This window comes from Enterobacter sp. 2VL, from assembly GCF_005503595.1.
Taxonomy (GTDB): Bacteria; Pseudomonadota; Gammaproteobacteria; order Enterobacterales; family Enterobacteriaceae; genus Enterobacter; species Enterobacter cancerogenus.
The window spans coordinates 60,386-80,116 of record NZ_SCNE01000012.1; the positions used below are offsets into that span (position 1 = coordinate 60,386).

The 19,731-nt window shown below is 55.2% G+C and carries 20 protein-coding genes and 1 pseudogene; 13 read left to right on the plus strand and 8 right to left on the minus strand.

Annotated features, from left to right (window positions below):
- Positions 1–68 precede the first annotated feature (68 nt).
- From FFS28_RS20155 to rimJ, 3 genes are read right to left on the minus strand one after another with little or no spacing between them, the layout of a single operon-like run.
- Positions 69–992, minus strand: coding sequence for a Gfo/Idh/MocA family protein (locus tag FFS28_RS20155; protein WP_058609157.1), 924 nt, complete (start codon positions 990–992; stop codon positions 69–71).
- 2 nt (positions 993–994) lie between these two features.
- Positions 995–1,645 carry a YceH family protein gene (locus FFS28_RS20160; RefSeq protein ID WP_006174656.1) on the minus strand — a complete coding sequence of 217 codons (651 nt, stop codon included), beginning with the start codon at positions 1,643–1,645 and terminating at the stop codon, positions 995–997.
- Between the two features lie 9 nt (positions 1,646–1,654).
- On the minus strand, positions 1,655–2,239 hold the full coding sequence (gene rimJ, locus FFS28_RS20165; RefSeq protein ID WP_006174655.1) for a ribosomal protein S5-alanine N-acetyltransferase: 585 nt from the start codon (positions 2,237–2,239) through the stop codon (positions 1,655–1,657).
- 237 nt (positions 2,240–2,476) lie between these two features.
- Here rimJ and mdtH point away from each other — a divergent pair, with 237 nt between their 5' ends.
- The 9 genes from mdtH to FFS28_RS20210 all read left to right on the plus strand — a co-directional run bounded on the left by mdtH (position 2,477) and on the right by FFS28_RS20210 (position 9,168).
- A complete protein-coding gene (mdtH, locus tag FFS28_RS20170; protein WP_137903804.1) occupies positions 2,477–3,685 on the plus strand; it encodes a multidrug efflux MFS transporter MdtH in 1,209 nt (402 codons plus the stop codon).
- A gap of 124 nt (positions 3,686–3,809) precedes the next feature.
- On the plus strand, positions 3,810–4,370 hold the full coding sequence (locus FFS28_RS20175) for a lipoprotein (RefSeq protein WP_137903805.1): 561 nt from the start codon (positions 3,810–3,812) through the stop codon (positions 4,368–4,370).
- A 124-nt stretch (positions 4,371–4,494) separates the two neighbouring features.
- Entirely contained in the window at positions 4,495–5,541 is a 1,047-nt protein-coding gene (pyrC, locus tag FFS28_RS20180; protein WP_137903806.1) for a dihydroorotase, read from the plus strand.
- Positions 5,542–5,615: 74 nt separating this feature from the next.
- Positions 5,616–5,861 carry a DNA damage-inducible protein I gene (gene dinI / locus FFS28_RS20185; RefSeq protein ID WP_137903807.1) on the plus strand — a complete coding sequence of 82 codons (246 nt, stop codon included), beginning with the start codon at positions 5,616–5,618 and terminating at the stop codon, positions 5,859–5,861.
- A gap of 273 nt (positions 5,862–6,134) precedes the next feature.
- Positions 6,135–6,389: a biofilm formation regulator BssS gene (bssS, locus tag FFS28_RS20190; protein ID WP_006174649.1), complete on the plus strand. Its 255-nt coding sequence runs from the start codon at positions 6,135–6,137 to the stop codon at positions 6,387–6,389.
- Between the two features lie 116 nt (positions 6,390–6,505).
- Entirely contained in the window at positions 6,506–7,624 is a 1,119-nt protein-coding gene (gene solA, locus FFS28_RS20195) for an N-methyl-L-tryptophan oxidase (protein WP_137903808.1), read from the plus strand.
- 56 nt (positions 7,625–7,680) lie between these two features.
- Positions 7,681–7,794, plus strand: a complete 114-nt coding sequence (locus tag FFS28_RS20200) for a YceO family protein (protein ID WP_042320499.1) — start codon at positions 7,681–7,683, stop codon at positions 7,792–7,794.
- 227 nt (positions 7,795–8,021) lie between these two features.
- Positions 8,022–8,588 carry a cytochrome b gene (locus tag FFS28_RS20205; protein ID WP_137903809.1) on the plus strand — a complete coding sequence of 189 codons (567 nt, stop codon included), beginning with the start codon at positions 8,022–8,024 and terminating at the stop codon, positions 8,586–8,588.
- Position 8,589: 1 nt separating this feature from the next.
- Positions 8,590–9,168, plus strand: a complete 579-nt coding sequence (locus FFS28_RS20210; RefSeq protein WP_137903810.1) for a YceI family protein — start codon at positions 8,590–8,592, stop codon at positions 9,166–9,168.
- A 41-nt stretch (positions 9,169–9,209) separates the two neighbouring features.
- Here the strand turns inward: FFS28_RS20210 and trhO are convergent, their stop codons facing one another.
- A complete protein-coding gene (gene trhO / locus FFS28_RS20215) occupies positions 9,210–10,259 on the minus strand; it encodes an oxygen-dependent tRNA uridine(34) hydroxylase TrhO (protein ID WP_137903811.1) in 1,050 nt (349 codons plus the stop codon).
- A gap of 220 nt (positions 10,260–10,479) precedes the next feature.
- On the opposite strand from trhO, the gene FFS28_RS20220 reads away from it, so the two are divergent.
- From FFS28_RS20220 to FFS28_RS20230, 3 genes and pseudogenes are all read left to right on the plus strand, one after another.
- Complete coding sequence (locus tag FFS28_RS20220; RefSeq protein WP_137903812.1) at positions 10,480–11,406, plus strand: Kdo(2)-lipid IV(A) acyltransferase; 927 nt, start codon at positions 10,480–10,482, stop codon at positions 11,404–11,406.
- Between the two features lie 140 nt (positions 11,407–11,546).
- Positions 11,547–12,775: pseudogene (gene mdtG, locus FFS28_RS20225) on the plus strand (multidrug efflux MFS transporter MdtG).
- A gap of 86 nt (positions 12,776–12,861) precedes the next feature.
- The gene (locus FFS28_RS20230) at positions 12,862–13,236 is read left to right on the plus strand and encodes a MysB family protein (protein ID WP_006174641.1); all 375 of its coding nucleotides are present in this window, start codon (positions 12,862–12,864) and stop codon (positions 13,234–13,236) included.
- Positions 13,237–13,243: 7 nt separating this feature from the next.
- On the opposite strand, the gene FFS28_RS20235 is transcribed toward FFS28_RS20230, so the two are convergent.
- From FFS28_RS20235 to mdoG, 3 genes are all read right to left on the minus strand, one after another.
- Positions 13,244–13,471, minus strand: coding sequence for a YceK/YidQ family lipoprotein (locus FFS28_RS20235; RefSeq protein WP_006174640.1), 228 nt, complete (start codon positions 13,469–13,471; stop codon positions 13,244–13,246).
- 124 nt (positions 13,472–13,595) lie between these two features.
- Positions 13,596–16,124 carry a glucans biosynthesis glucosyltransferase MdoH gene (gene mdoH / locus FFS28_RS20240; protein WP_058609164.1) on the minus strand — a complete coding sequence of 843 codons (2,529 nt, stop codon included), beginning with the start codon at positions 16,122–16,124 and terminating at the stop codon, positions 13,596–13,598.
- Complete coding sequence (gene mdoG / locus FFS28_RS20245; protein WP_167519807.1) at positions 16,117–17,652, minus strand: glucans biosynthesis protein MdoG; 1,536 nt, start codon at positions 17,650–17,652, stop codon at positions 16,117–16,119. Before mdoG ends, mdoH begins: the two co-directional genes overlap by 8 nt.
- Before the next feature lie 273 nt (positions 17,653–17,925).
- Between mdoG and mdoC the strand changes: the two genes are divergently transcribed.
- Positions 17,926–19,062: a glucans biosynthesis protein MdoC gene (gene mdoC, locus FFS28_RS20250; protein ID WP_088207519.1), complete on the plus strand. Its 1,137-nt coding sequence runs from the start codon at positions 17,926–17,928 to the stop codon at positions 19,060–19,062.
- A gap of 33 nt (positions 19,063–19,095) precedes the next feature.
- On the opposite strand, the gene ymdB is transcribed toward mdoC, so the two are convergent.
- Complete coding sequence (gene ymdB / locus FFS28_RS20255) at positions 19,096–19,641, minus strand: O-acetyl-ADP-ribose deacetylase (protein ID WP_137903813.1); 546 nt, start codon at positions 19,639–19,641, stop codon at positions 19,096–19,098.
- Between the last annotated feature and the right edge of the window lie 90 nt (positions 19,642–19,731).

Below are 19,731 nucleotides of genomic sequence, written 5' to 3' on the forward strand. Positions count from 1 at the left end.
CAGGCGTTGATGAAGCGAGTAGTCTACCCGGATTTAAGGGAATTACTATCGGCAGATGTTACAGACAATTATTCACTCATGGCGTCACGCCAGAGCTTTTCCACGATACGCTGCGCCATGATGGCCTGCTCGCCCGACGTTTCCGGAACCGTCTGATTTTGCACGCAGGTAATGAAGTGGCGCGCGCAACCGGCAAACCCGCGCTGCTCCAGCGTACTTTGCCAGCCGGGAACAGGCAGCGTCACCACGCCGCTGCCCTTCTCTTCGCGCCATTCGCGCATGTCGGTAATGTCATACAGCGCCCCATCGGCCACGGCCTGAATGGATTCGCGCTGACTGCCGGCGCGGCGATGCATGCTGGTCGTCACCTGCAGATGCTCCGCGGCGAAATGATGCTCGGCATAAAGCATATGCCCCTGGTCGTTCGTCAGCAGGGTCCCGCTTTTCAGCTGCGCGTTACCGTTTGTCAGCCACAGCGCGGTGTCCACCACATGAAGATAATCGTCCAGCAGGGTAAAACGCAGATCCTGAGGCCCGACGCTGTCGGTTCGGTGCTTGTCCATACGTAATGACGCCAGCGTGCCGGGCTGCGCTTTCAGTTGCTGATAGAGCGGCGCGAACCGGCGATTGAAACCGACCATCAGCGTCAGGTTTTTGCGTGCCGCCAGTTCAATCAGGCGTTCGGCATCCTGTAGGTTTTCGGCCAGCGGTTTATCGACACAGACGTGAACGCCGGCGTTGAGCAGCTCGCTGACCACCTGATAGTGGCTTGCTGTCGAGGTATGCACAAACACCGCATCGCACTCGCGAGCCAGATCCTGCAGAGAGCTCGCACAGGGCATTCGCCAGGTTTCGCAGATACGCTCGGCTTTCTCACGCGTGGGCGACCACGCTCCCTGCAGCGTCCAGTCCGCCGCCACGCTCAGTACCGGCAGCCAGGCCTTCTGGGCTATACCGCCAAGCCCCACTACCCCTACACGTAATTTTGCCACCGTTAATCCCCCAAATGTGCCAGCAGTGCATCCAGACGCTGTTTCAACCCGGCGACCTCGTCTTCCAGCACCGCCACTCGCGCCGCCAGGCCGTTATCCGCCGCTGCCAGGTCAGGCTCTGCCGCTGCCGTTGACGTATCCACCTCTCCGCTAAACAGGTGCATATAGCGGCTTTCACGCTTGCCCGGCTCACGCGGCAGGCGTACCACATATGGCCCGTCTTCACGTGAGGCCAGCCCTTCGAGCGTCTGCTCAACCTCTTGCATATCGCGGAACTCATGCATCCGCGCTGCGCGCGTGCGCAGTTCCCCAGGCGTTTGCGCCCCGCGCAGCAACAGCGTGGTAATCACCGCCACTTCTGCCGCGCTCAGTTTCAAATCGCCAAATTCTGAGTTGCAAAAGCGCTGCTCATATTTGGTCACGCGGTTGCCGAAACCACTCACCGTTCGCAGGTAGTGGCGCTTGACCAGCGCATCCAGGCAATCCTGCACCTCATGTTCCCCGAGATTCATCACCGGTTCACGGTTGGTCTTCTGATTGCAGGCCATGGTCACGGCATTGACCGACAGCGGATACTGTTCCGGGGTGGTAACCTGTTTTTCCAGCAAGCATCCAATGACGCGCGCTTCGGCACCGTTCAACTGATATTTCATCTTTTCTCCTTAACGACCCGCCGTCCAGTCCTGAGCCGTGAGCGCCGTCAGGACGTGATCCTGCCACTCACCGTCGATCAACAAATAGTCTTTGGCGTACCCTTCTTTTTCAAACCCTAACCGCGCCAGCAGGCTACCGCTGCGCTGATTGTGGGGCATGTAGTTCGCCATAATGCGATGGATATGCTGCGTGCGCTGCATATACCGGATTGCCGCCGTTAACGCTTCGTACATCAGACCCTGCCCCTGCCATTTCTGGCCGATGGAGTAGCCGAGATAGCAGGCGTGAAACGACCCGCGCACCACGTTAGAGAAGTTGGCGATGCCGATAATCTCTTTTTCATCAGGATCCAGCAGCGCGAAATAAAATGCGCTCCCCTGCTTGTGAAATTCCGCGATCATACTGAGCCGCGCCTGCCAGCCGGAAGGGTAGCAATGGCTTTCATCCCGAACGGGTTCCCAGGGTTTTAAAAACTGGCGATTCTCGGCGTAATAATCCGCCAGACGCCAGGCATCACGCTCGTGCACCAGACGAACAACCAGCCTGTCCGTTGTCAGACGCACTTTTGGCACATTACTGCGATAGCCAAACATCGATACCACTCCTTCCCGTCGCTTCTGCTCTACCTGTTAGCTTTACTATACCTGCGGCAGTGCCGTCTGTGAAAACAGTGACATACCATTTTCACCTCTTTTCACAACTTTCGATGAGAACTCTCTATCAAAGCACCTTTTTGATAAAAAAATATTGTCACGCCCGGGGGTGGGAAAACGCGCGGCGACACCGCAGAATGTTAGCGTGCTCACCTTCTTATTTTCCCTGGAGGGAAAATGTCCCGCGTATCACAGGCCAGGAGCCTGGGTAAATATTTCCTGCTCGTCGATAACATGCTGGTCGTGCTCGGCTTTTTTGTCGTGTTTCCCCTGATATCGATCCGTTTTGTCGATCAAATGGGCTGGGCGGCATTAATGGTCGGTATTGCGCTGGGATTACGCCAGCTTGTTCAGCAAGGGTTAGGCGTGTTTGGCGGCGCAATCGCCGACCGCTTTGGCGCAAAACCGATGATCGTCACCGGCATGCTGCTACGCGCGGCAGGCTTTGCCACGATGGCCATCGCCCATGAGCCGTGGGTGCTGTGGTTCTCCTGCTTCCTGTCCGGCATTGGCGGCACGTTGTTCGACCCGCCGCGTACCGCGCTGGTGGTGAAGTTAATTCGTCCGCAGCACCGGGGGCGTTTCTTCTCCATTCTGATGATGCAGGACAGCGCCGGCGCGGTTGTGGGTGCGCTGCTGGGAAGCTGGTTGTTGCAGTATGATTTCCGTCTGGTCTGCGCGACCGGTGCCGTGCTCTTTATCCTGTGTGCGCTGTTTAACGGGCTGTATCTGCCCGCGTGGAAACTGTCGACGGTGAAAGCGCCGGTGCGCGAAGGGCTTGGGCGCGTGCTGAGCGATAAGCGTTTTGTGACCTATGTATTAACCCTGACCGGCTACTACATGCTGGCGGTTCAGGTGATGCTGATGCTACCGATCATGGTGAATGACATCGCCGGTACGCCGACTGCGGTCAAATGGATGTACGCCATTGAAGCCTGCCTGTCGCTCACGCTGCTCTATCCGATTGCCCGCTGGAGTGAACGGCGCTTTCGTCTTGAGCACCGCCTGATGGCGGGCCTGCTGATCATGACGCTGAGCATGATGCCCATCGGTTTAGTAAGCTCGCTTCAGCAGCTGTTTACGCTTATCTGCACGTTCTACATCGGCTCTGTTATCGCCGAACCGGCCCGTGAAACCCTGAGCGCCTCGCTGGCGGATGCACGGGCGCGCGGCAGCTATATGGGGTTCAGCCGTCTGGGCCTGGCACTGGGTGGTGCGCTGGGCTATGCGGGCGGTGGCTGGCTGTTCGATGCAGGCAAAGCGATGAGCCAGCCGGAACTGCCCTGGGTCATGCTCGGCGTGGTGGGGTTTATCACCTTCATTGCCCTGTGGTGGCAGTTCAGCCAGAAGCGCAGCGCGCGCGGCATGCTCGAGCCTGGCGCGTAATACCTCACGTCGGCGGGAGGCCCCTCCCGCCGCGCTTATCAGTTTTTTCTGCTGGTTTCTGCCATTTTACACTGACATACTGACGCAACAGGACAGAAGCGCCGATTTTTCGTTGAGGAACACTATGAAGAAAATTGTTATTGCCGCTGCGTTGATCGTCAGTGGTTTGCTGGTAGGCTGCAATCAGCTTACCCAATACACCGTCAGTGAGCAGGAAATCAATCAGGCGCTGGAAAAACATAACAACTTTTCCAAAGACATTGGCGTGCCGGGCCTTGCCGACGCACACATCGTCCTCAGCAATCTCGTCAGCCAGATCGGACGTGAAGAGCCGAATAAAGTCACGCTTACCGGTGACGCCAGTCTGGACATGACCTCCCTCTTTGGTAATCAGAAAGCCAATATCAAACTCAAACTGAAGGCGCTGCCAGTCTTTAATAAAGAGAAAGGGGCGATTTTCCTTCAGGAGATGGAAGTGGTCGATGCGGTTGTCTCACCGGAAAAGATGAAGCCGGTACTGCAGACGCTCATGCCTTACCTGAATCAGTCGCTGCGCAACTACTTCAACCAGCAACCGGCCTACGTTCTCAGCGAAGACAAGAGCAAGGGCGAGTCGCTTGCTAAAAAGTATGCCAAGGGCATTGAGGTAAAACCCGGCGAAATTATTATTCCTTTCACCGATTAACATCAGGGCGCTCAGGCGCCCTTTTTTTTACGGAAAAGTGTGCAAACGAAAACGTTTCCGCTTATGATTTGTGTCCGGCAAAAACAGCCCTCTTATGACTGATCCTTTTCAAGCCGGAGCTTCCATGACTGCACAATCCCAGGTTCTTAAAATCCGCCGCCCTGACGACTGGCATATCCATCTGCGTGATGGCGATATGCTCAAAACCGTCGTGCCCTATACCAGCGAAATTTATGGCCGCGCGATTGTCATGCCAAACCTGGTTCCGCCCGTCACCACCGTCGATGCAGCCATCGCCTATCGCCAGCGCATTCTGGATGCGGTCCCGGCAGGACAGGATTTCACGCCATTGATGACCTGCTATCTCACGGATTCTCTCGATCCGAACGAAGTGGAGCGCGGGTTTAACGAAGGGGTGTTCACGGCCGCTAAACTTTACCCGGCGAATGCCACCACCAACTCCAGCCACGGCGTGACCAGCATTGATGCCATCATGCCGGTGCTGGAACGCATGCAGAAGCTGGGCATGCCGCTGCTGGTGCACGGTGAAGTGACCCATGCGGATATCGATATTTTCGACCGCGAAGCCCGGTTCATAGAGACGGTGATGGAGCCGCTGCGCCAGCGCCTGCCCGCGCTGAAAGTGGTGTTTGAGCACATCACCACCAAAGATGCGGCAGAGTATGTCCGTGACGGCAATGAGCTGATTGCTGCCACCATCACGCCTCAGCATCTGATGTTCAACCGCAACCACATGCTGGTCGGTGGCGTGCGCCCTCACCTCTATTGCCTGCCGATCCTCAAGCGCAACCTCCACCAGCAGGCGCTGCGTGAACTGGTTGCCAGCGGGTTCTCCCGCGCATTCCTCGGCACCGACTCCGCGCCGCATGCCCGCCACCGTAAAGAAGCAAGCTGCGGTTGCGCAGGCTGTTTTAACGCCCCTACTGCCCTGGCGAGCTATGCCACCGTATTCGAAGAGATGAATGCCCTTGAGCATTTCGAGGCGTTCTGCTCCCTGAACGGCCCCCGTTTCTACGGCCTGCCGGTCAATGAGACCTTCATTGAGCTGGAACGCAAAGCGAGCCAGGTTGAAGAGGCGATCGCGCTTACGGATGACACGCTGATCCCGTTCCTCGCCGGTGAAACCGTGCAGTGGACCGTCAAACGCTAAAAAACCCCGCCCCCGTGTTGTCAAAACACTAATATACCTGTATAAATGCACAGTATATTACACAGGGGGCATTTATGCGTATTGAAGTCACCATTGCCAAAACCACCGTTCTGCCTGCCGGCGCGCTTGATGCACTGGCAGGCGAGCTATCCCGTCGTATTCACGAAAATTTTCCCGATCACGATAATCCCGTAACGGTGCGTTATGCGACCGCGAACAACCTGTCGGTTATCGGTGGTGCTAAAGAAGATAAAGAGCGTATCACTGAAATTTTACAGGAAACCTGGGAAAGCGCTGACGACTGGTTTATCACCGATTAACACTTGCTCCCTCATTGTGTTTTTTGCCGGGTCGCCCCGGCTTTTTTTCATCTCATTTATTTTTAGTTCAGATTAATTCAGCATCTTCTTAAAAAATCGTGAACAAGATGGCGTTTTATTGCTCGAACAATCCTAAAATGCAGAAAAATGTGTTGCTACCTATTTATTTTTCCCATAAGAACCCTTATCTATTGATATACTGAAGATGCTTTCAGAAAAACATGCATTGAACCTCAAAGCCGTTGTCTTCTAACACGCATTTAGGGGGTTATAATGGAAAAGAATAGTGAAGTCATCCAGACCCATCCGCTTGTCGGCTGGGATATCAGCACCGTAGACAGCTACGACGCGCTGATGCTGCGTTTGCACTACCAGACCCCAAGTCAACTCAACCGTGAAGAAGCGGAAGTTGGACAGACGCTGTGGCTTACAACAGACGTCGCCCGTCAGTTTATTTCTATTTTAGAGGCAGGTATTGCCAAAATAGAATCTGGCGACTATCAGGAAAATGAGTATAAACGGCATTAATTTCATGCCCACTTTTCACTCAACAGGCACCCTCGGGGTGCCTTATTTATTTCTCCCTTGTATAACCCGCCGATGTTAATTACTCTGCTAACAAAGCGTTAGTTAACGAGATGACCATGAAATACGACCTGATCATTATTGGTAGCGGCTCCGTCGGATCTGCCGCAGGTTATTACGCCACGCAGGCAGGCATGAAGGTGCTAATGATTGATGCCCACCTTCCCCCGCATTCCGAAGGTAGCCATCATGGCGATACCCGCCTTATCCGCCATGCCTACGGCGAAGGCGAGCGCTATGTGCCGCTGGTTCTGCGTGCCCAGACGCTGTGGGACGAACTGGCGAAGCAGACGGAAGAGCGCATTTTTGAGCGCACCGGCGTCGTGAACCTGGGCCCGGCCCACTCTGCGTTTCTCGCCTCGGTGGAACAGAGCGCGAAAGCATTTCACCTTGAGGTTGAGCGTCTGGATGCGCAGGGCGTGATGAGCCGCTGGCCGGAAATCACCGTGCCGGATGACTATATCGGGCTTTATGAAGCGCACTCCGGCGTCCTGCATTGTGAAACCGCCATCAAGACCTGGATCGACCTGGCCGCAAAAGTAGGCTGTGGGCAACTGTTTAACTGCCCGGTAACCGGTATTACCCATCATGCTGATGGCGTGACCGTGACGACGCCTGAAGGCAACTACGACGGCGCTCGCCTGCTTGTCAGCGCAGGGACGTGGGTGACCAAACTGCTGCCGGACCTGCCCATTCAGCCGGTGCGTAAAGTCTTCTCATGGTTCCAGTCCGACGGCCGCTACAGCAGCCAGAATAAATTCCCGGCGTTTACCGGCGAATTGCCTAACGGCGACCAGTTTTACGGCTTCCCTTCTGAGAAGGACGCGCTGAAAATCGGCAAGCATAACGGCGGGCAGACCATCGCCTCACCGGAAGATCGCAAACCTTTTGGCGCTTACCCGCAGGATGGCTCAGAAGCCTTTATGTTCCTGCGCAATATTCTGCCGGGTGTCGGTGGCTTGCTTTACGGCGCAGCCTGCACTTACGACAACACGCCGGATGAAGATTTCATCATCGATCGCCTGCCGGGCCATGACAATACCTTGCTCATCACCGGCCTGAGCGGGCATGGCTTTAAGTTTGCCTCTGTCCTCGGTGAAATTGCTGCCCAGTTTGCCCAGGGTATTACGCCGCAGTTTGATCTCACTCCCTTCTCGCTCGCCCGTTTTGACCGATAATATCCCGCAGGCTCCGGATGTCCGGGGCCTGTGACTTTGCTTACTCGCGGGGAATGATGCGCAGGATCGTTAGCTATCTTATTAATAATATCCGTGAGCATTTCATGCTCTATATCCTGCTGTGGTCGCTGCTGGCGCTGATCGATTTTATTTATGTGATGTTTTACTGAATGCGCGGGCTTACAAATATTGACATTACTTTAGGTTAATTGAGTTAATCCATTTCCCTCCAATATTCCCCATAAAATATTGAACGAAGCTACTGAAATACATTCAAAGAAGACATTCAAATTACCTGAAATAAATTAAATAAATATCATTATCTCATTTTTTAAGTTGCATAATCTTTTCCAGCCGTTCATTTTTATTGTTCAAATTATTCAGAATGGTAATTTTCATGCAATTGCGTAACTCCCCCCATCGCTACGGAATGATATCCATGCTCTTACACTGGATATTCGCTCTGGCGGTGTATGCCATGTTCGGGCTGGGTCTCTGGATGGTCACGTTAAGCTATTATGACGGCTGGTATCACCAGGCGCCTGAATTGCATAAAAGCATTGGCGTGCTGCTGATGATGGGATTGGTGGTTCGGATTATCTGGCGACATATCTCCCCGCCACCACCGGCACCCGACAACCACAGCAAATTCACACGACTGAGCGCAACCGCCGCGCACATTACGCTCTACGCCCTGCTGCTGGCCATTTTGATTAGCGGCTATTTAATTTCCACAGCAGATGGCAAACCCATCAGCGTGTTTGGCCTGTTTGACGTCCCGGCTACCCTGGCCGATGCGGGTTCACAGGCAGATATCGCGGGCATTGTGCATCTGTGGCTGGCGTGGAGCGTGGTTATTCTGTCCGTCCTGCATGGGCTTGCTGCCCTTAAACACCATTTCATCGATAAAGACGACACGCTTAAGCGCATGCTTGGCCGATCGTCAGTTGACTCTGGAGCATAAAATGAAAAAACGCCTGCTGGGTATCGCATTAGGTTCCCTGTTATTCACCACGGGTTCCGCCGTGGCCGCTGATTACAAAATTGATAAAGAAGGCCAGCACGCCTTCGTCAATTTCCGCATTCAGCACCTGGGTTATAGCTGGCTGTACGGCAGCTTTAATGATTTCGACGGTACCTTTACCTTTGACGAGAAAAACCCGGCCTCTGATAAAGTGAACGTGACCATTAATACCAACAGCGTCGATACCAACCACGCGGAACGTGATAAACATCTGCGCAGCGCGGAGTTTTTGAACGTCTCGAAATACCCGCAGGCAACATTCGCGTCGACTGAAGTGAAAAAGGATGGCGACAAGCTGGATATTACCGGCAACCTTACTCTCAATGGCGTGACCAAACCGGTCACCCTTGATGCGAAATTAATCGGCCAGGGTGACGATCCCTGGGGTGGTAAACGCGCTGGTTTTGAAGCGACCGGTAAAATTCGTTTGAAAGATTTTAATATCACGACGGATTTAGGCCCGGCGTCTCAGGACGTGGATCTGATAATTTCTGTGGAAGGCGTTCAGCAGAAGTCGTAATAATGACGCCCGGCAGGCTCTCGCTTTGCCGGGCGTGACGATTATTCAGGGTCAGGAATGCCCAATTTGGTATTTAAACGACCGCGAGATTTGTTAAAAATCTTATTGCCGTTTTCACGACCCGCGCGCAGCCGACGCTGTTCCTCTTCAGGAAGTACGCTCTCTTCACTGCACACCTCGCTGCAACAGCCGTTAAACTTCTCGGCACAGGCCGGACACTGAATAAACAGCAGATGGCAGCCATCGTTTTTGCAGTTGGTGTGGGTATCGCACGGCGTACCGCACTGATGACATTGCGCAATGACGTCCTCGGAAATACGCTCGCCCATGCGCTCATCAAACACGAAGTTTTTCCCGATAAAGCGTACCGGTAGCCCCTGCTCGCGGGCGCGGCGGGCATACTCGATGATGCCGCCCTCAATGTGCCAGACCTTATTAAAACCGTTGTGCTTCATCCACGCGCTGGCTTTTTCACAGCGGATCCCGCCGGTGCAGTACATCACGATTTTTTTATCTTTATGCTCCTGCATCATCTCAACGGCTTTCGGCAGCTGCTCGCGGAACGTGTCGGCCGGGATCTCCATCGCGTTCTCAAAATGCCCCACTTCGTATTCGTAGTGGTTACGCATATCGATGAACACCGCATCCGGGTCGTCCAGCATCGCATTCACTTCAGCCGCTTTGAGATAGTCGCCCACATCGCTGGCGTTGAAGCTCGGATCGTCGATCCCGTCAGCCACGATGCGTTCGCGCACCTTAATGCGCAATACCCAGAAGGATTTACCGTCATCGTCGAGGGCAATGTTCAGGCGCAGCCCGTTCAGCGCCGGATCAAAGCCGTAAAGCAGCTCGCGAAAGGCGTTCACGTTGCTTTCCGGCACGCTAATCTGGGCATTGATCCCTTCACGCGCCAGGTAGACGCGCCCGAAAACGTTCAGCGCCGTGAAGGCCTGGTAAAGGGCGTCACGGGTCGCTTGCGGATCGACGATGGTGAAGTATTTATAGAATGAGATGGTGGTACGCGGTTCGGTCTCAGCCAACATACGCGCTTTCAACATCTCATTCGACACGCGGTTGTGTAACACTGGCATGGTGTACAAGTCCTGCAATCGTTAGAGAAATAAAATTCGGTCGGCATCATATAGCAAACAATAACAATTTACATCCATACAATTTACGCTACATTTCTCCCTGTCTGATTAATCAGGCTTAACATTTGCTGCATTCGTGCGCGTTTCGAAGACAGATATTTTGGCAATGCCTCAAAAAATGAGACAATGGCCACTCAGGACGTTAGAACACAGGACAGACATGACCCAGTTACCCAAATTTACTGCCGCCCTCCTACACCCCCGTTATTGGTTAACCTGGCTAGGCATTGGCTTGTTGTGGCTTATCGTACAACTTCCTTATCCTGTCATTTTCCGTTTGGGGAAAGGGCTGGGGCATCTCGCCCGGCATTTGATGAAACGCCGCGCGCGGATCGCCTGGCGCAACCTGGAACTGTGTTTCCCGCAGATGAGCGAAGCCGAACGTCATAAGATGGTCGTGAAGAATTTCGAATCCGTCGGCATGGGCCTAATGGAGACGGGCATGGCGTGGTTCTGGTCCGATAAACGCATGGCGCGCTGGACGGAAGTGGCCGGCACCGGCATGGAGCCGGTTCATACCCTTCAGGCTAATCAGACCGGCGTGCTGCTGATCGGCATCCATTTCCTCACGCTTGAGATTGGTGCGCGGATGTTTGGCATGCAGGCCCCGGGCATTGGCGTATACCGTCCGAACGATAACCCGGTGATTGATCTGCTGCAGACCTGGGGCCGCATGCGTTCCAATAAAAGCATGATTGACCGAAAAGATCTCAAGGGCATGATCCGCGCCTTAAAAGCAGGCGAAGTGATCTGGTATGCCCCCGATCACGACTACGGTCGTCAAGCCAGCGTGTTCGTTCCCTTTTTCGCCGTTGAGCAGGCTGCAACCACCAGCGGTACCTGGATGCTGGCGCGAATGTCGAAAGCGGCAATTGTTCCGTTTGTGCCCCGCCGCAAGCCGGACGGTTCAGGCTATCAGCTGATTATGCTGGAGCCAGAAATGGCTCCCCCGCTGGACGACGCGGAAACCACCGCTCGCTGGATGAACGGCGTGGTCGAGAAGTGCATCATGCTCGCCCCGGAGCAGTACATGTGGCTGCACCGCCGCTTTAAAACGCGCCCCGAAGGCGTACCTTCTCGCTATTAATGCTGATGCGGCCAGCCTGGCCGCACCTGTTTTAGCTTTAAGCGCTCCCCGACATTGCGACAACCCTAACCCAGGCGCATAATTAGCAGGCTTATTACCCTACTGCTCACGGTGCGCTGCACCTCATCATGCGGAACGTTATGTCACCCTCAGATGCCCCCATAAACTGGAAACGTAACCTCGCGGTTGCCTGGTTTGGCTGTTTCTTACCGGTGCGGCCTTTAGCCTCGTGATGCCCTTCCTCCCCCTTTACGTTGAACAGCTTGGCGTGACGGGCCACAGCGAGCTCAATATGTGGTCCGGGCTGGTATTCAGTATTACCTTTCTGTTTTCCGCCATTGCGTCGCCGTTCTGGGGCGGTCTTGCCGACCGTAAGGGGCGAAAGATCATGCTGCTGCGCTCCGCGCTTGGGATGGCCATCATTATGCTGCTGATGGGGGTGGCGCAGAACGTCTGGCAGTTCCTGATATTGCGCGCCTTGCTTGGCCTGCTGGGCGGCTTTGTCCCGAATGCCAATGCGTTGATTGCTACACAGATCCCCCGCCATAAAAGCGGCTGGGCGTTAGGTACGCTGTCGACCGGCGGCGTGAGCGGCGCACTGCTGGGGCCGCTTGCGGGCGGCCTGCTGGCGGACACCTACGGCCTGCGTCCGGTATTCTTTATTACCGCCAGCGTCCTGTTCCTCTGCTTTATCGTTACGCTTGCCTGTATTCGCGAAAACTTCACCCCCGTGCCCAAAAAAGAGATGCTCCACGCCCGGGATGTGCTGGGATCGTTAAAAAACCCCAGGCTGGTGTTGAGCCTGTTCGTCACCACCATGATTATCCAGGTAGCAACCGGGTCGATCGCCCCGATCCTCACGCTCTACGTGCGTGAACTTGCCGGAAATGTCAGTAATATCGCGTTTATCAGCGGGCTTATCGCCTCGGTACCTGGTGTGGCAGCGCTTCTGAGCGCGCCGCGGCTTGGCAAGCTGGGCGATCGGGTTGGCCCGGAGAAGATCCTGATCTGCGCCCTGGTGATTTCTGTCCTGCTGCTGATCCCGATGTCGATGGTACAGTCCCCGTTGCAGCTGGGCGTACTGCGCTTTTTACTGGGCGCGGCGGATGGCGCATTGCTTCCCGCGGTACAAACCCTGCTGGTCTATAACTCCACCAACCAAATTTCCGGGCGGATATTCAGCTACAACCAGTCATTTCGCGATATCGGCAACGTCACCGGGCCGCTTGTCGGCGCGGGGGTCTCTGCCACTTTCGGATTCCGTACCGTCTTTATCGTGACGGCATGCGTCGTGCTGTTTAACGCCGTGTACTCGTGGTTCAGCCTGTCACGGGCGTTACGCACACCCGCGAATAAGCCAGAAGCGTGACGGCTTATTTACGCATTCATACTTGCAAAATCTCATATTCAGCTATTCTTTCCCTGAATACCTTATCGAAAAACAGGGAGACACCGATGACCATGTACGCCACGCTGGAAGAAGCTATTGATGCCGCTCGCGAAGAGTTCCTCGCCGATAAACCCGGCCTTGAGGAAGAAGATGCTGACGTGCAACAGCTCAACATTCAAAAATATGTGCTGCAGGATGGCGATATTATGTGGCAGGCCGAGTTCTTTGCCGATGATGGCCAGGACGGAGAATGTTTGCCGGTGTTGAGTGGTGAAGGTGCGCAGGCTGTCTTTGACGGCGACTACGATGAAATCGAGCTACGTCAGGAGTGGCTTGAAGAGAATACGCTGCACGAATGGGATGAAGGTGAGTTTCAGCTCGAACCGCCGCTGGATACCGAAGAGGGCCAGGCCGCAGCGGATGAGTGGGACGAGCGTTAATTAACGCTTATTCGTACGGGCCGTGGCTGGCGTCAATGGGCAGCAGCAGCGTGTCGAAGATCAGCGAGAACGGCAGATCGAGCACCGTGAGGTAACGCCACGCTGAGTCGCGAACATCCCACTGGACGCCGGGGTAGTACTGATTCCCGTGGCCCTGCCCGGGAATGGTACGGCTGATGATGCTGCCGCAGCCGCTGAGCAGCATCGCCATGACCACCACTGCAATTATTTTCATGCCTTACCTCATAAAAAATACCGGCGATTAAGCCGGTATTTTATTTAGTGGGTGACGCTTCGCTTACCCGCCCTACGTTTATGTGTAGGCCCGTGCAAGCGTCGCGCCGCCGGGCAAAGAAGCGTTACTTCGCCTTCAGTGCCAGCGGATTCAGTTTCAGCTCATTGTAGTGGCTCACCCACGACGAGTATCTCTCCGGCGCAGACCAGACGCGGTAGTGCAGGCGCGCCATTGTTACCGGATCGCTCAGCAGCACCAGACGACGGTCGCGGTTGAGTTTCTCCGGCGTCTCGTTCAGCGCCTGCTCAACGTGACGATCGCGGGCAATCTCCAGTACATGGCTGGCACGGTGACGCGCGGTAGCCATTGCGGTGGCCAGGGCGTTAAACGACGGGTTAAACACCGCGTGCATAAAGCCATCTGCCAGCGAGCGGCTGCGGTTCAGTTCGAGATAACGGTCGGTATCCACCAGCACCTGCGGCGGGGAATACTCTTCCGGGATCAGGAACAGCTTCCAGCGTTTAGTGCGCAGGCCAACCGTTGAGCGGCTGGAGATCACCGACACAAACGGCGACAGGATCAGGGAGAAGACAATCGGAGCCAGCCAGAACAGGAAACGCAGATCCAGCCACGCCATCCCGGCCGCCCACACCAGCCCCAGCAGCAGCTGCGAACCGTGACGCATAAAGGCTTCGCTCCACGGCGTGGAGTCATCGTCACGCTGCGGCGAGTTCCAGACCACTTCCCAGCCCAGGAACGCGCTCACCACAAATACGGTGTGGAAGAGCATACGTACCGGTGCCAGCAGGACGGAGAACAGCACTTCCAGCAGCAGCGACAGCGTCACGCGGCAGAAGCCACCGTACTCTTTAGAGCCTTTACACCAGATCAGCACAATACTGAGCAGTTTTGGCAGGAACAGCAGCACCATGGTCGACGCAAACAGCGCAATCGCCAGTTCCGGACGCCACTGCGGCCACACCGGGAACAGCTGGCGCGGTTGCAGGAAGTATTGCGGTTCCGTCAGCGCGTGGACAACCTGCAACGCCGTCGACAGCGCCAGGAACATAAACCACAGCGGTGCAGACAGATAAGACATCACGCCCGTCAGGAAGACCGCACGGTGAACCGGGTGCATCCCTTTCACCAGGAACAGGCGGAAGTTCATCAGGTTACCGTGACACCAGCGGCGGTCACGCTTGAGTTCATCCAGCAGGTTCGGCGGCAATTCTTCGTAGGAGCCTGGCAGATCGTAGGCGATCCAGACGCCCCACCCTGCACGGCGCATCAGCGCGGCTTCAACAAAGTCATGCGACAGGATAGAGCCTGCGAAGGAGCCTTCGCCCGGCAGCGGCGCAAGCGCACAGTGCTCGATAAACGGCTTCACGCGGATAATGGCGTTGTGACCCCAGTAGTGGGATTCACCCAACTGCCAGAAGTGCAGACCCGCGGTAAACAGCGGCCCGTAAACGCGCGTCGCAAACTGCTGGCAGCGTGCGTACAGCGTGTCCATTCCGGACGCTTTTGGCGAGGACTGAATAATCCCGGCATTCGGGTTAGCTTCCATCAGGCGAACCAGGCCGCTCAGACAGTCGCCGCTCATCACCGAGTCAGCATCCAGAACCACCATGTAGCTGTACTGGTTGCCCCAGCGACGGCAGAAGTCATCGATGTTACCGCTTTTACGCTTCACGCGACGACGACGACGGCGATAGAAGATCTGCCCTTCGCCCTGCACTTCCGCAATCAGCTCCATCCAGGCTTTTTGCTCTGCCACGCAGATATCGGGGTTGTAGCTGTCGCTAAGAATGTAGACGTCGAAATGCGCCGCGTTACCGGTCGCCTTAACGGACTCCCAGGTGGCGCGAAGACCCGCGAATACGCGGTCAACGTCTTCGTTACAGATAGGCATAATCAGCGCGGTACGATGCTCGGGATTCAGGGGTTCATCCCCGACCGTCGACGCGGAAATGCTGTATTTGTCGCGGCCCATCAGCAGCTGCAGGAAGCCCATCAGCGCGGTCCAGAACCCGGCCGATACCCAGCAGAACAGCACGGCGAACAGCAGGAGGATGCCGCTCTGCAGAATATACGGCAGCAGCTGCATAAAGGAGACCCAGATATCCTGGCCTATCATGTCAGCAGGGTTGATCAGCGCCCAGCCCTGATAAGGCAGGATCGTCTTCATGTACCACGTCGCAACGACCGTCTGCGCCAGCGTCAGCAGCAGCAAGGTATAGCGACGCAGCGTACCCACGGTACGCCATTTCTGCTCAGAGGCCTGCTCTTCTTTGGTCAAACGGGACAGATAGCGCGGCGTAACTTCACGCCCGCGCAGGCGATCCCAGAAGCGGCCCACCGGGTTGGTGCGCCAGGGATCGGGGAACATTGAGGAACGCGTTGCTTTTGGCATTGCCTGAAGCTGGTCGCGCCCTTCATCGTCCTTAATCAGTTGCCCTTCTGCCAGCGAGTCCGGCCACGTACGCTCCAGACGCATTTTGACTGACCCGAGCGGTGAATCATCCTCACGGGTAAAGTGACGATGTTCACCATCCAGGGCGGCATGCACCGCCTGAATGTCGCTCCTGGGCAGTGCCGCTTTTTCAATATCCGTCAGCGGCATCGCATCAATATATTCAGTTGTATTATTCATTGGCAGGTAGCTGATAGCTCCAGGTTTCGCTCAGTGGCTGATCTTCACTGACCAGCGCAGCACGCATTTCAGTGGTCTGTTTCGGATCTTTCACTTTCACACGCAGGGTTAAACGCCACCCTTTGGTTACCGGGTTATAACGCACAGCATTTTCCACAATCTCACCGTTATCACCGATGCTGGCCTGGGCGGTCACTGCGGTATCCGGGGACAGTTTTTTCATGTCCTGGCCGGTGAAATCCACCACAAACGCGACGGTGCCGTCCGGCTGACGGATAAGGTTAGATTGCTTCACATCGCCCGTAGAGCGACGCGTCTGCATCACATACGCATTGTCCGGCGCGTGCAGTTTATCTTCGTCACGGCTGAAGGTAATCGCGTACTTGAAGTTCATCTCTTTACCGGCTTCCGGCAGCTGATCCGGCGTCCAGTAAGCGACGATGTTGTCGTTGGTTTCATCGTTGGTTGGAATTTCAACCAGCTCGACTTTGCCTTTGCCCCAGTCACCTTTCGGCGTTACCCAGGCGCTTGGGCGCAGGTCGTAACGGTCGTCCAGATCCTCAAAGCGAGAGAACTGACGGCCACGCTGCAGCAGACCGAAGCCCTGCGGGTTTTCCATAGCGAAACTGCTGACGGCCAGATGTTTCGGGTTGTTCAGCGGACGCCAGATCCATTCGCCGTTACCGGCATGGATGGAGAGACCGTTGGAGTCGTGCAGCTCAGGGCGGAAGTTGGTTGCCGGAGACGGCTGGTTAGGGCCGAACAGGAACATGCTGGTCAGCGGTGCCACGCCCAGCTTGCCTACTTTATCGCGCAGGTACACTTTGGACTGCACGTCAACAACCGTGTCACGGCCCGGCATGATCACGAAGCGATAAGCGCCGGTCGCACGAGGGGAGTCCAGCAGCGCATAAATCGTCAGACGTTTGTCCGTAGGTTTAGGACGTTCGATCCAGAACTCGCGAAAACGCGGGAACTCTTCACCGGATGGCAATGCCGTATCAATGGCCAGGCCACGCGCGGAAAGCCCGTACACCTGCCCTGCGCCAATCACGCGGAAGTAGCTGGCGCCCAGCATGCTGACGATTTCGTCGTTTTTATCTTTGCTGTTGATCGGGTAAAGCACCTTGAAGCCTGCGAAGCCGAGGTCTTTCACCGTGTCTTTGTCGTGCTGTACGTCGCCAAAATTGAAATAATCCGGGCTGTACTTGATTTTACGGACCGCGGTCGCCGTCACTTCATTGATGGCAACAGGGGTGTCGAAATACATACCCTGGTGATAAAACTCAAGCTTGAACGGGGTTTTAATGTTGTTCCAGTACGCTTTGTCATGGTTGAACTGGATCTGCTGATAGTCCGCGTATTTCATGTCGCGGAAAACGGAGGGCAAGTTACTTTTCGGCGCTTCGTAGCTCTTCCCCGCCATCGATTTTGCCTGTTTTGCGACGTCATCGATGTTAAAGGCCAGAGCCGATGAGGTATACAGTGATAACACCACTGCAGCACCCAACCAACGCATTTTCATCATTTGTTGTTTATGTTTCATAATAAGTAAGCACTTCCCCCTTTGTGTGCTTATATCGATCCGATCCATTTTAATGGAAACTCAGGCAATCCGACAACATTATCACTGCTTTGTTCAGCTCGCTGGCTCATGGATTAAGCAAATGAAAGAACCCGCTTTTCACTTTGCGTGCTTATCCTGGAGACAGGGTGTCGGTCTTGGTGTAGGGTTGGCTCCGAATGTAACCATTATGAGTCTTAGGGATAAGGCGAAAAGTCTGAGAATGCACAAAGTTATATGAGCACAACACCCGTACAACGCGAATATTTCCTCGACTCGATCCGGGCATGGTTGATGCTCTTAGGGATCCCGTTCCATATTTCACTGATTTACTCGAGCCACACCTGGCACGTTAACAGCCTTGCACCTTCCTGGTGGCTTACGCTGTTTAATGACTTTATTCACGCCTTCCGTATGCAGGTGTTTTTCGTCATCTCGGGCTACTTCTCCTACATGCTTTTCCTGCGCTATCCGCTTAAGCGCTGGTGGAAGGTGCGCGTGGAGCGCGTGGGCATCCCGATGTTAACCGCCATTCCCCTGCTTACGCTGCCGCAATTTATTATGCTGCAGTATGTCAACGGTAAGGCGGCAAACTGGCCTACGCTTTCGCTGTATGAGAAGTACAACACCCTGGTCTGGGAACTTGTTTCTCACCTCTGGTTCCTGCTGGTGCTGGTCGTGCTCACTACGGTGAGTCTGGTGATCTTTTCCCGGCTGCGCCGCCACGTCAGCGAAAAATCCGATGCGTTCTTTGCCAACATTACCCTCGGCAAACTGTCGCTGCTCTTTCTGGTGCTGGGCATAATCTATGCCGCCATCAGACGCACGTTGTTTATCGTCTACCCACCGATTCTGAGCGACGGGCTGTTTAATTTCGTCGTTATGCAAACGCTGTTCTACCTCCCCTTCTTCCTGATTGGGGCGCTGGCGTTTATCTATCCGCAGCTGAAATCGCTCTTCACGACCCCTTCTCCGTGGTGTGCGGCGGGCGCGGCGCTGGCGTTTGCAGCCTATCTGCTGAACCAACGCTACGGCAGCGGCGACGCGTGGATGTATGAAACCGAGAGCGTGATTACCACGCTCATGGGGCTGTGGATGGTGAACGTGGTATTCGCCCTGGGCCATCGCCTGCTGAATTTTAAATCCAGCCGCGTCACTTATTTCGTCAATGCGTCATTGTTTATTTATCTGGTGCATCACCCGTTAACGCTGTTCTTCGGGGCGTTTATCACCCCGCACATTGCCTCGAATACGGTGGGCTTCTTTACCGGGCTGGTCTTTGTGATAGGGATTGCGATTGTGCTGTACGAGATCCACCTGCGGATCCCGCTGTTGCGTTTCCTCTTCTCCGGCAAACCGCAGGTTAAAGCCTGATAGCAGAGCGGCGCCCATCTGGCGCCGCTTTTTTTATCCGATACCTAACTCCTGCTCGCGCTGGATCAGCATCTGCCCATACAGACGCGCCGTCTCTTCATCAAAACAGACAAAAATGACCTTCTCCGGCACAGGCTTGAGCGAGAGATAGTGGTAAACCGTGTTCACGGCTATCCTGGCGGCCTCGGCTTTCGGATAGCCGTACACGCCCGTACTGATGGCCGGAAACGCCATGGTGTTATAGCCATTATCAGCCGCGAGGCGCAGGCAGTTGCGGTAGGTCTCTTCCAGTATGCTGGCCTCGTTGCGGTCTCCACCGTGCCAGACAGGCCCCACGGCGTGGATGACGGCTTTGGCGTTCAAATCGCCCGCGAGCGTAATGACAGCATGCCCCGGCGGGCACTCGCCCTGCTGCTGGCGCACCACCTTACAGGCTTCAAGCAGCTGCGGTCCGGCAGCCCGATGGATGGCACCATCAACACCCCCGCCCCCCATTAACGATGGATTTGCCGCGTTGACGATCACGTCAACCCGTAGCGTGGTGATATCGCCCTGGACGATCTCTATTTGTGGTTTCATATTTCCCCCTGCTCTCCACCTTTCGGTTCAGTGTATAGCAGAGGGAATTCAATGAAAAAGGGATTTGAATGGCCCCCGGCCTGAGAGGGG

Excerpts from the sequence above, each read along its gene's own strand:
- FFS28_RS20160 (WP_006174656.1), bottom strand. The coding sequence starts at position 1,645 with ATGAAATATCAGTTGAACGGTGCCGAAGCGCGCGTCATTGGATGCTTG.
- rimJ (WP_006174655.1), bottom strand. The coding sequence starts at position 2,239 with ATGTTTGGCTATCGCAGTAATGTGCCAAAAGTGCGTCTGACAACGGAC.
- mdtH (WP_137903804.1), top strand. The coding sequence starts at position 2,477 with ATGTCCCGCGTATCACAGGCCAGGAGCCTGGGTAAATATTTCCTGCTC.
- FFS28_RS20175 (WP_137903805.1), top strand. The coding sequence starts at position 3,810 with ATGAAGAAAATTGTTATTGCCGCTGCGTTGATCGTCAGTGGTTTGCTG.
- pyrC (WP_137903806.1), top strand. The coding sequence starts at position 4,495 with ATGACTGCACAATCCCAGGTTCTTAAAATCCGCCGCCCTGACGACTGG.
- dinI (WP_137903807.1), top strand. The coding sequence starts at position 5,616 with ATGCGTATTGAAGTCACCATTGCCAAAACCACCGTTCTGCCTGCCGGC.
- bssS (WP_006174649.1), top strand. The coding sequence starts at position 6,135 with ATGGAAAAGAATAGTGAAGTCATCCAGACCCATCCGCTTGTCGGCTGG.
- solA (WP_137903808.1), top strand. The coding sequence starts at position 6,506 with ATGAAATACGACCTGATCATTATTGGTAGCGGCTCCGTCGGATCTGCC.
- FFS28_RS20200 (WP_042320499.1), top strand. The coding sequence starts at position 7,681 with ATGCGCAGGATCGTTAGCTATCTTATTAATAATATCCGTGAGCATTTC.
- FFS28_RS20205 (WP_137903809.1), top strand. The coding sequence starts at position 8,022 with ATGCAATTGCGTAACTCCCCCCATCGCTACGGAATGATATCCATGCTC.
- FFS28_RS20210 (WP_137903810.1), top strand. The coding sequence starts at position 8,590 with ATGAAAAAACGCCTGCTGGGTATCGCATTAGGTTCCCTGTTATTCACC.
- trhO (WP_137903811.1), bottom strand. The coding sequence starts at position 10,259 with ATGCCAGTGTTACACAACCGCGTGTCGAATGAGATGTTGAAAGCGCGT.
- FFS28_RS20220 (WP_137903812.1), top strand. The coding sequence starts at position 10,480 with ATGACCCAGTTACCCAAATTTACTGCCGCCCTCCTACACCCCCGTTAT.
- FFS28_RS20230 (WP_006174641.1), top strand. The coding sequence starts at position 12,862 with ATGACCATGTACGCCACGCTGGAAGAAGCTATTGATGCCGCTCGCGAA.
- FFS28_RS20235 (WP_006174640.1), bottom strand. The coding sequence starts at position 13,471 with ATGAAAATAATTGCAGTGGTGGTCATGGCGATGCTGCTCAGCGGCTGC.
- mdoH (WP_058609164.1), bottom strand. The coding sequence starts at position 16,124 with ATGAATAATACAACTGAATATATTGATGCGATGCCGCTGACGGATATT.
- mdoG (WP_167519807.1), bottom strand. The coding sequence starts at position 17,652 with ATGATGAAAATGCGTTGGTTGGGTGCTGCAGTGGTGTTATCACTGTAT.
- mdoC (WP_088207519.1), top strand. The coding sequence starts at position 17,926 with ATGAGCACAACACCCGTACAACGCGAATATTTCCTCGACTCGATCCGG.
- ymdB (WP_137903813.1), bottom strand. The coding sequence starts at position 19,641 with ATGAAACCACAAATAGAGATCGTCCAGGGCGATATCACCACGCTACGG.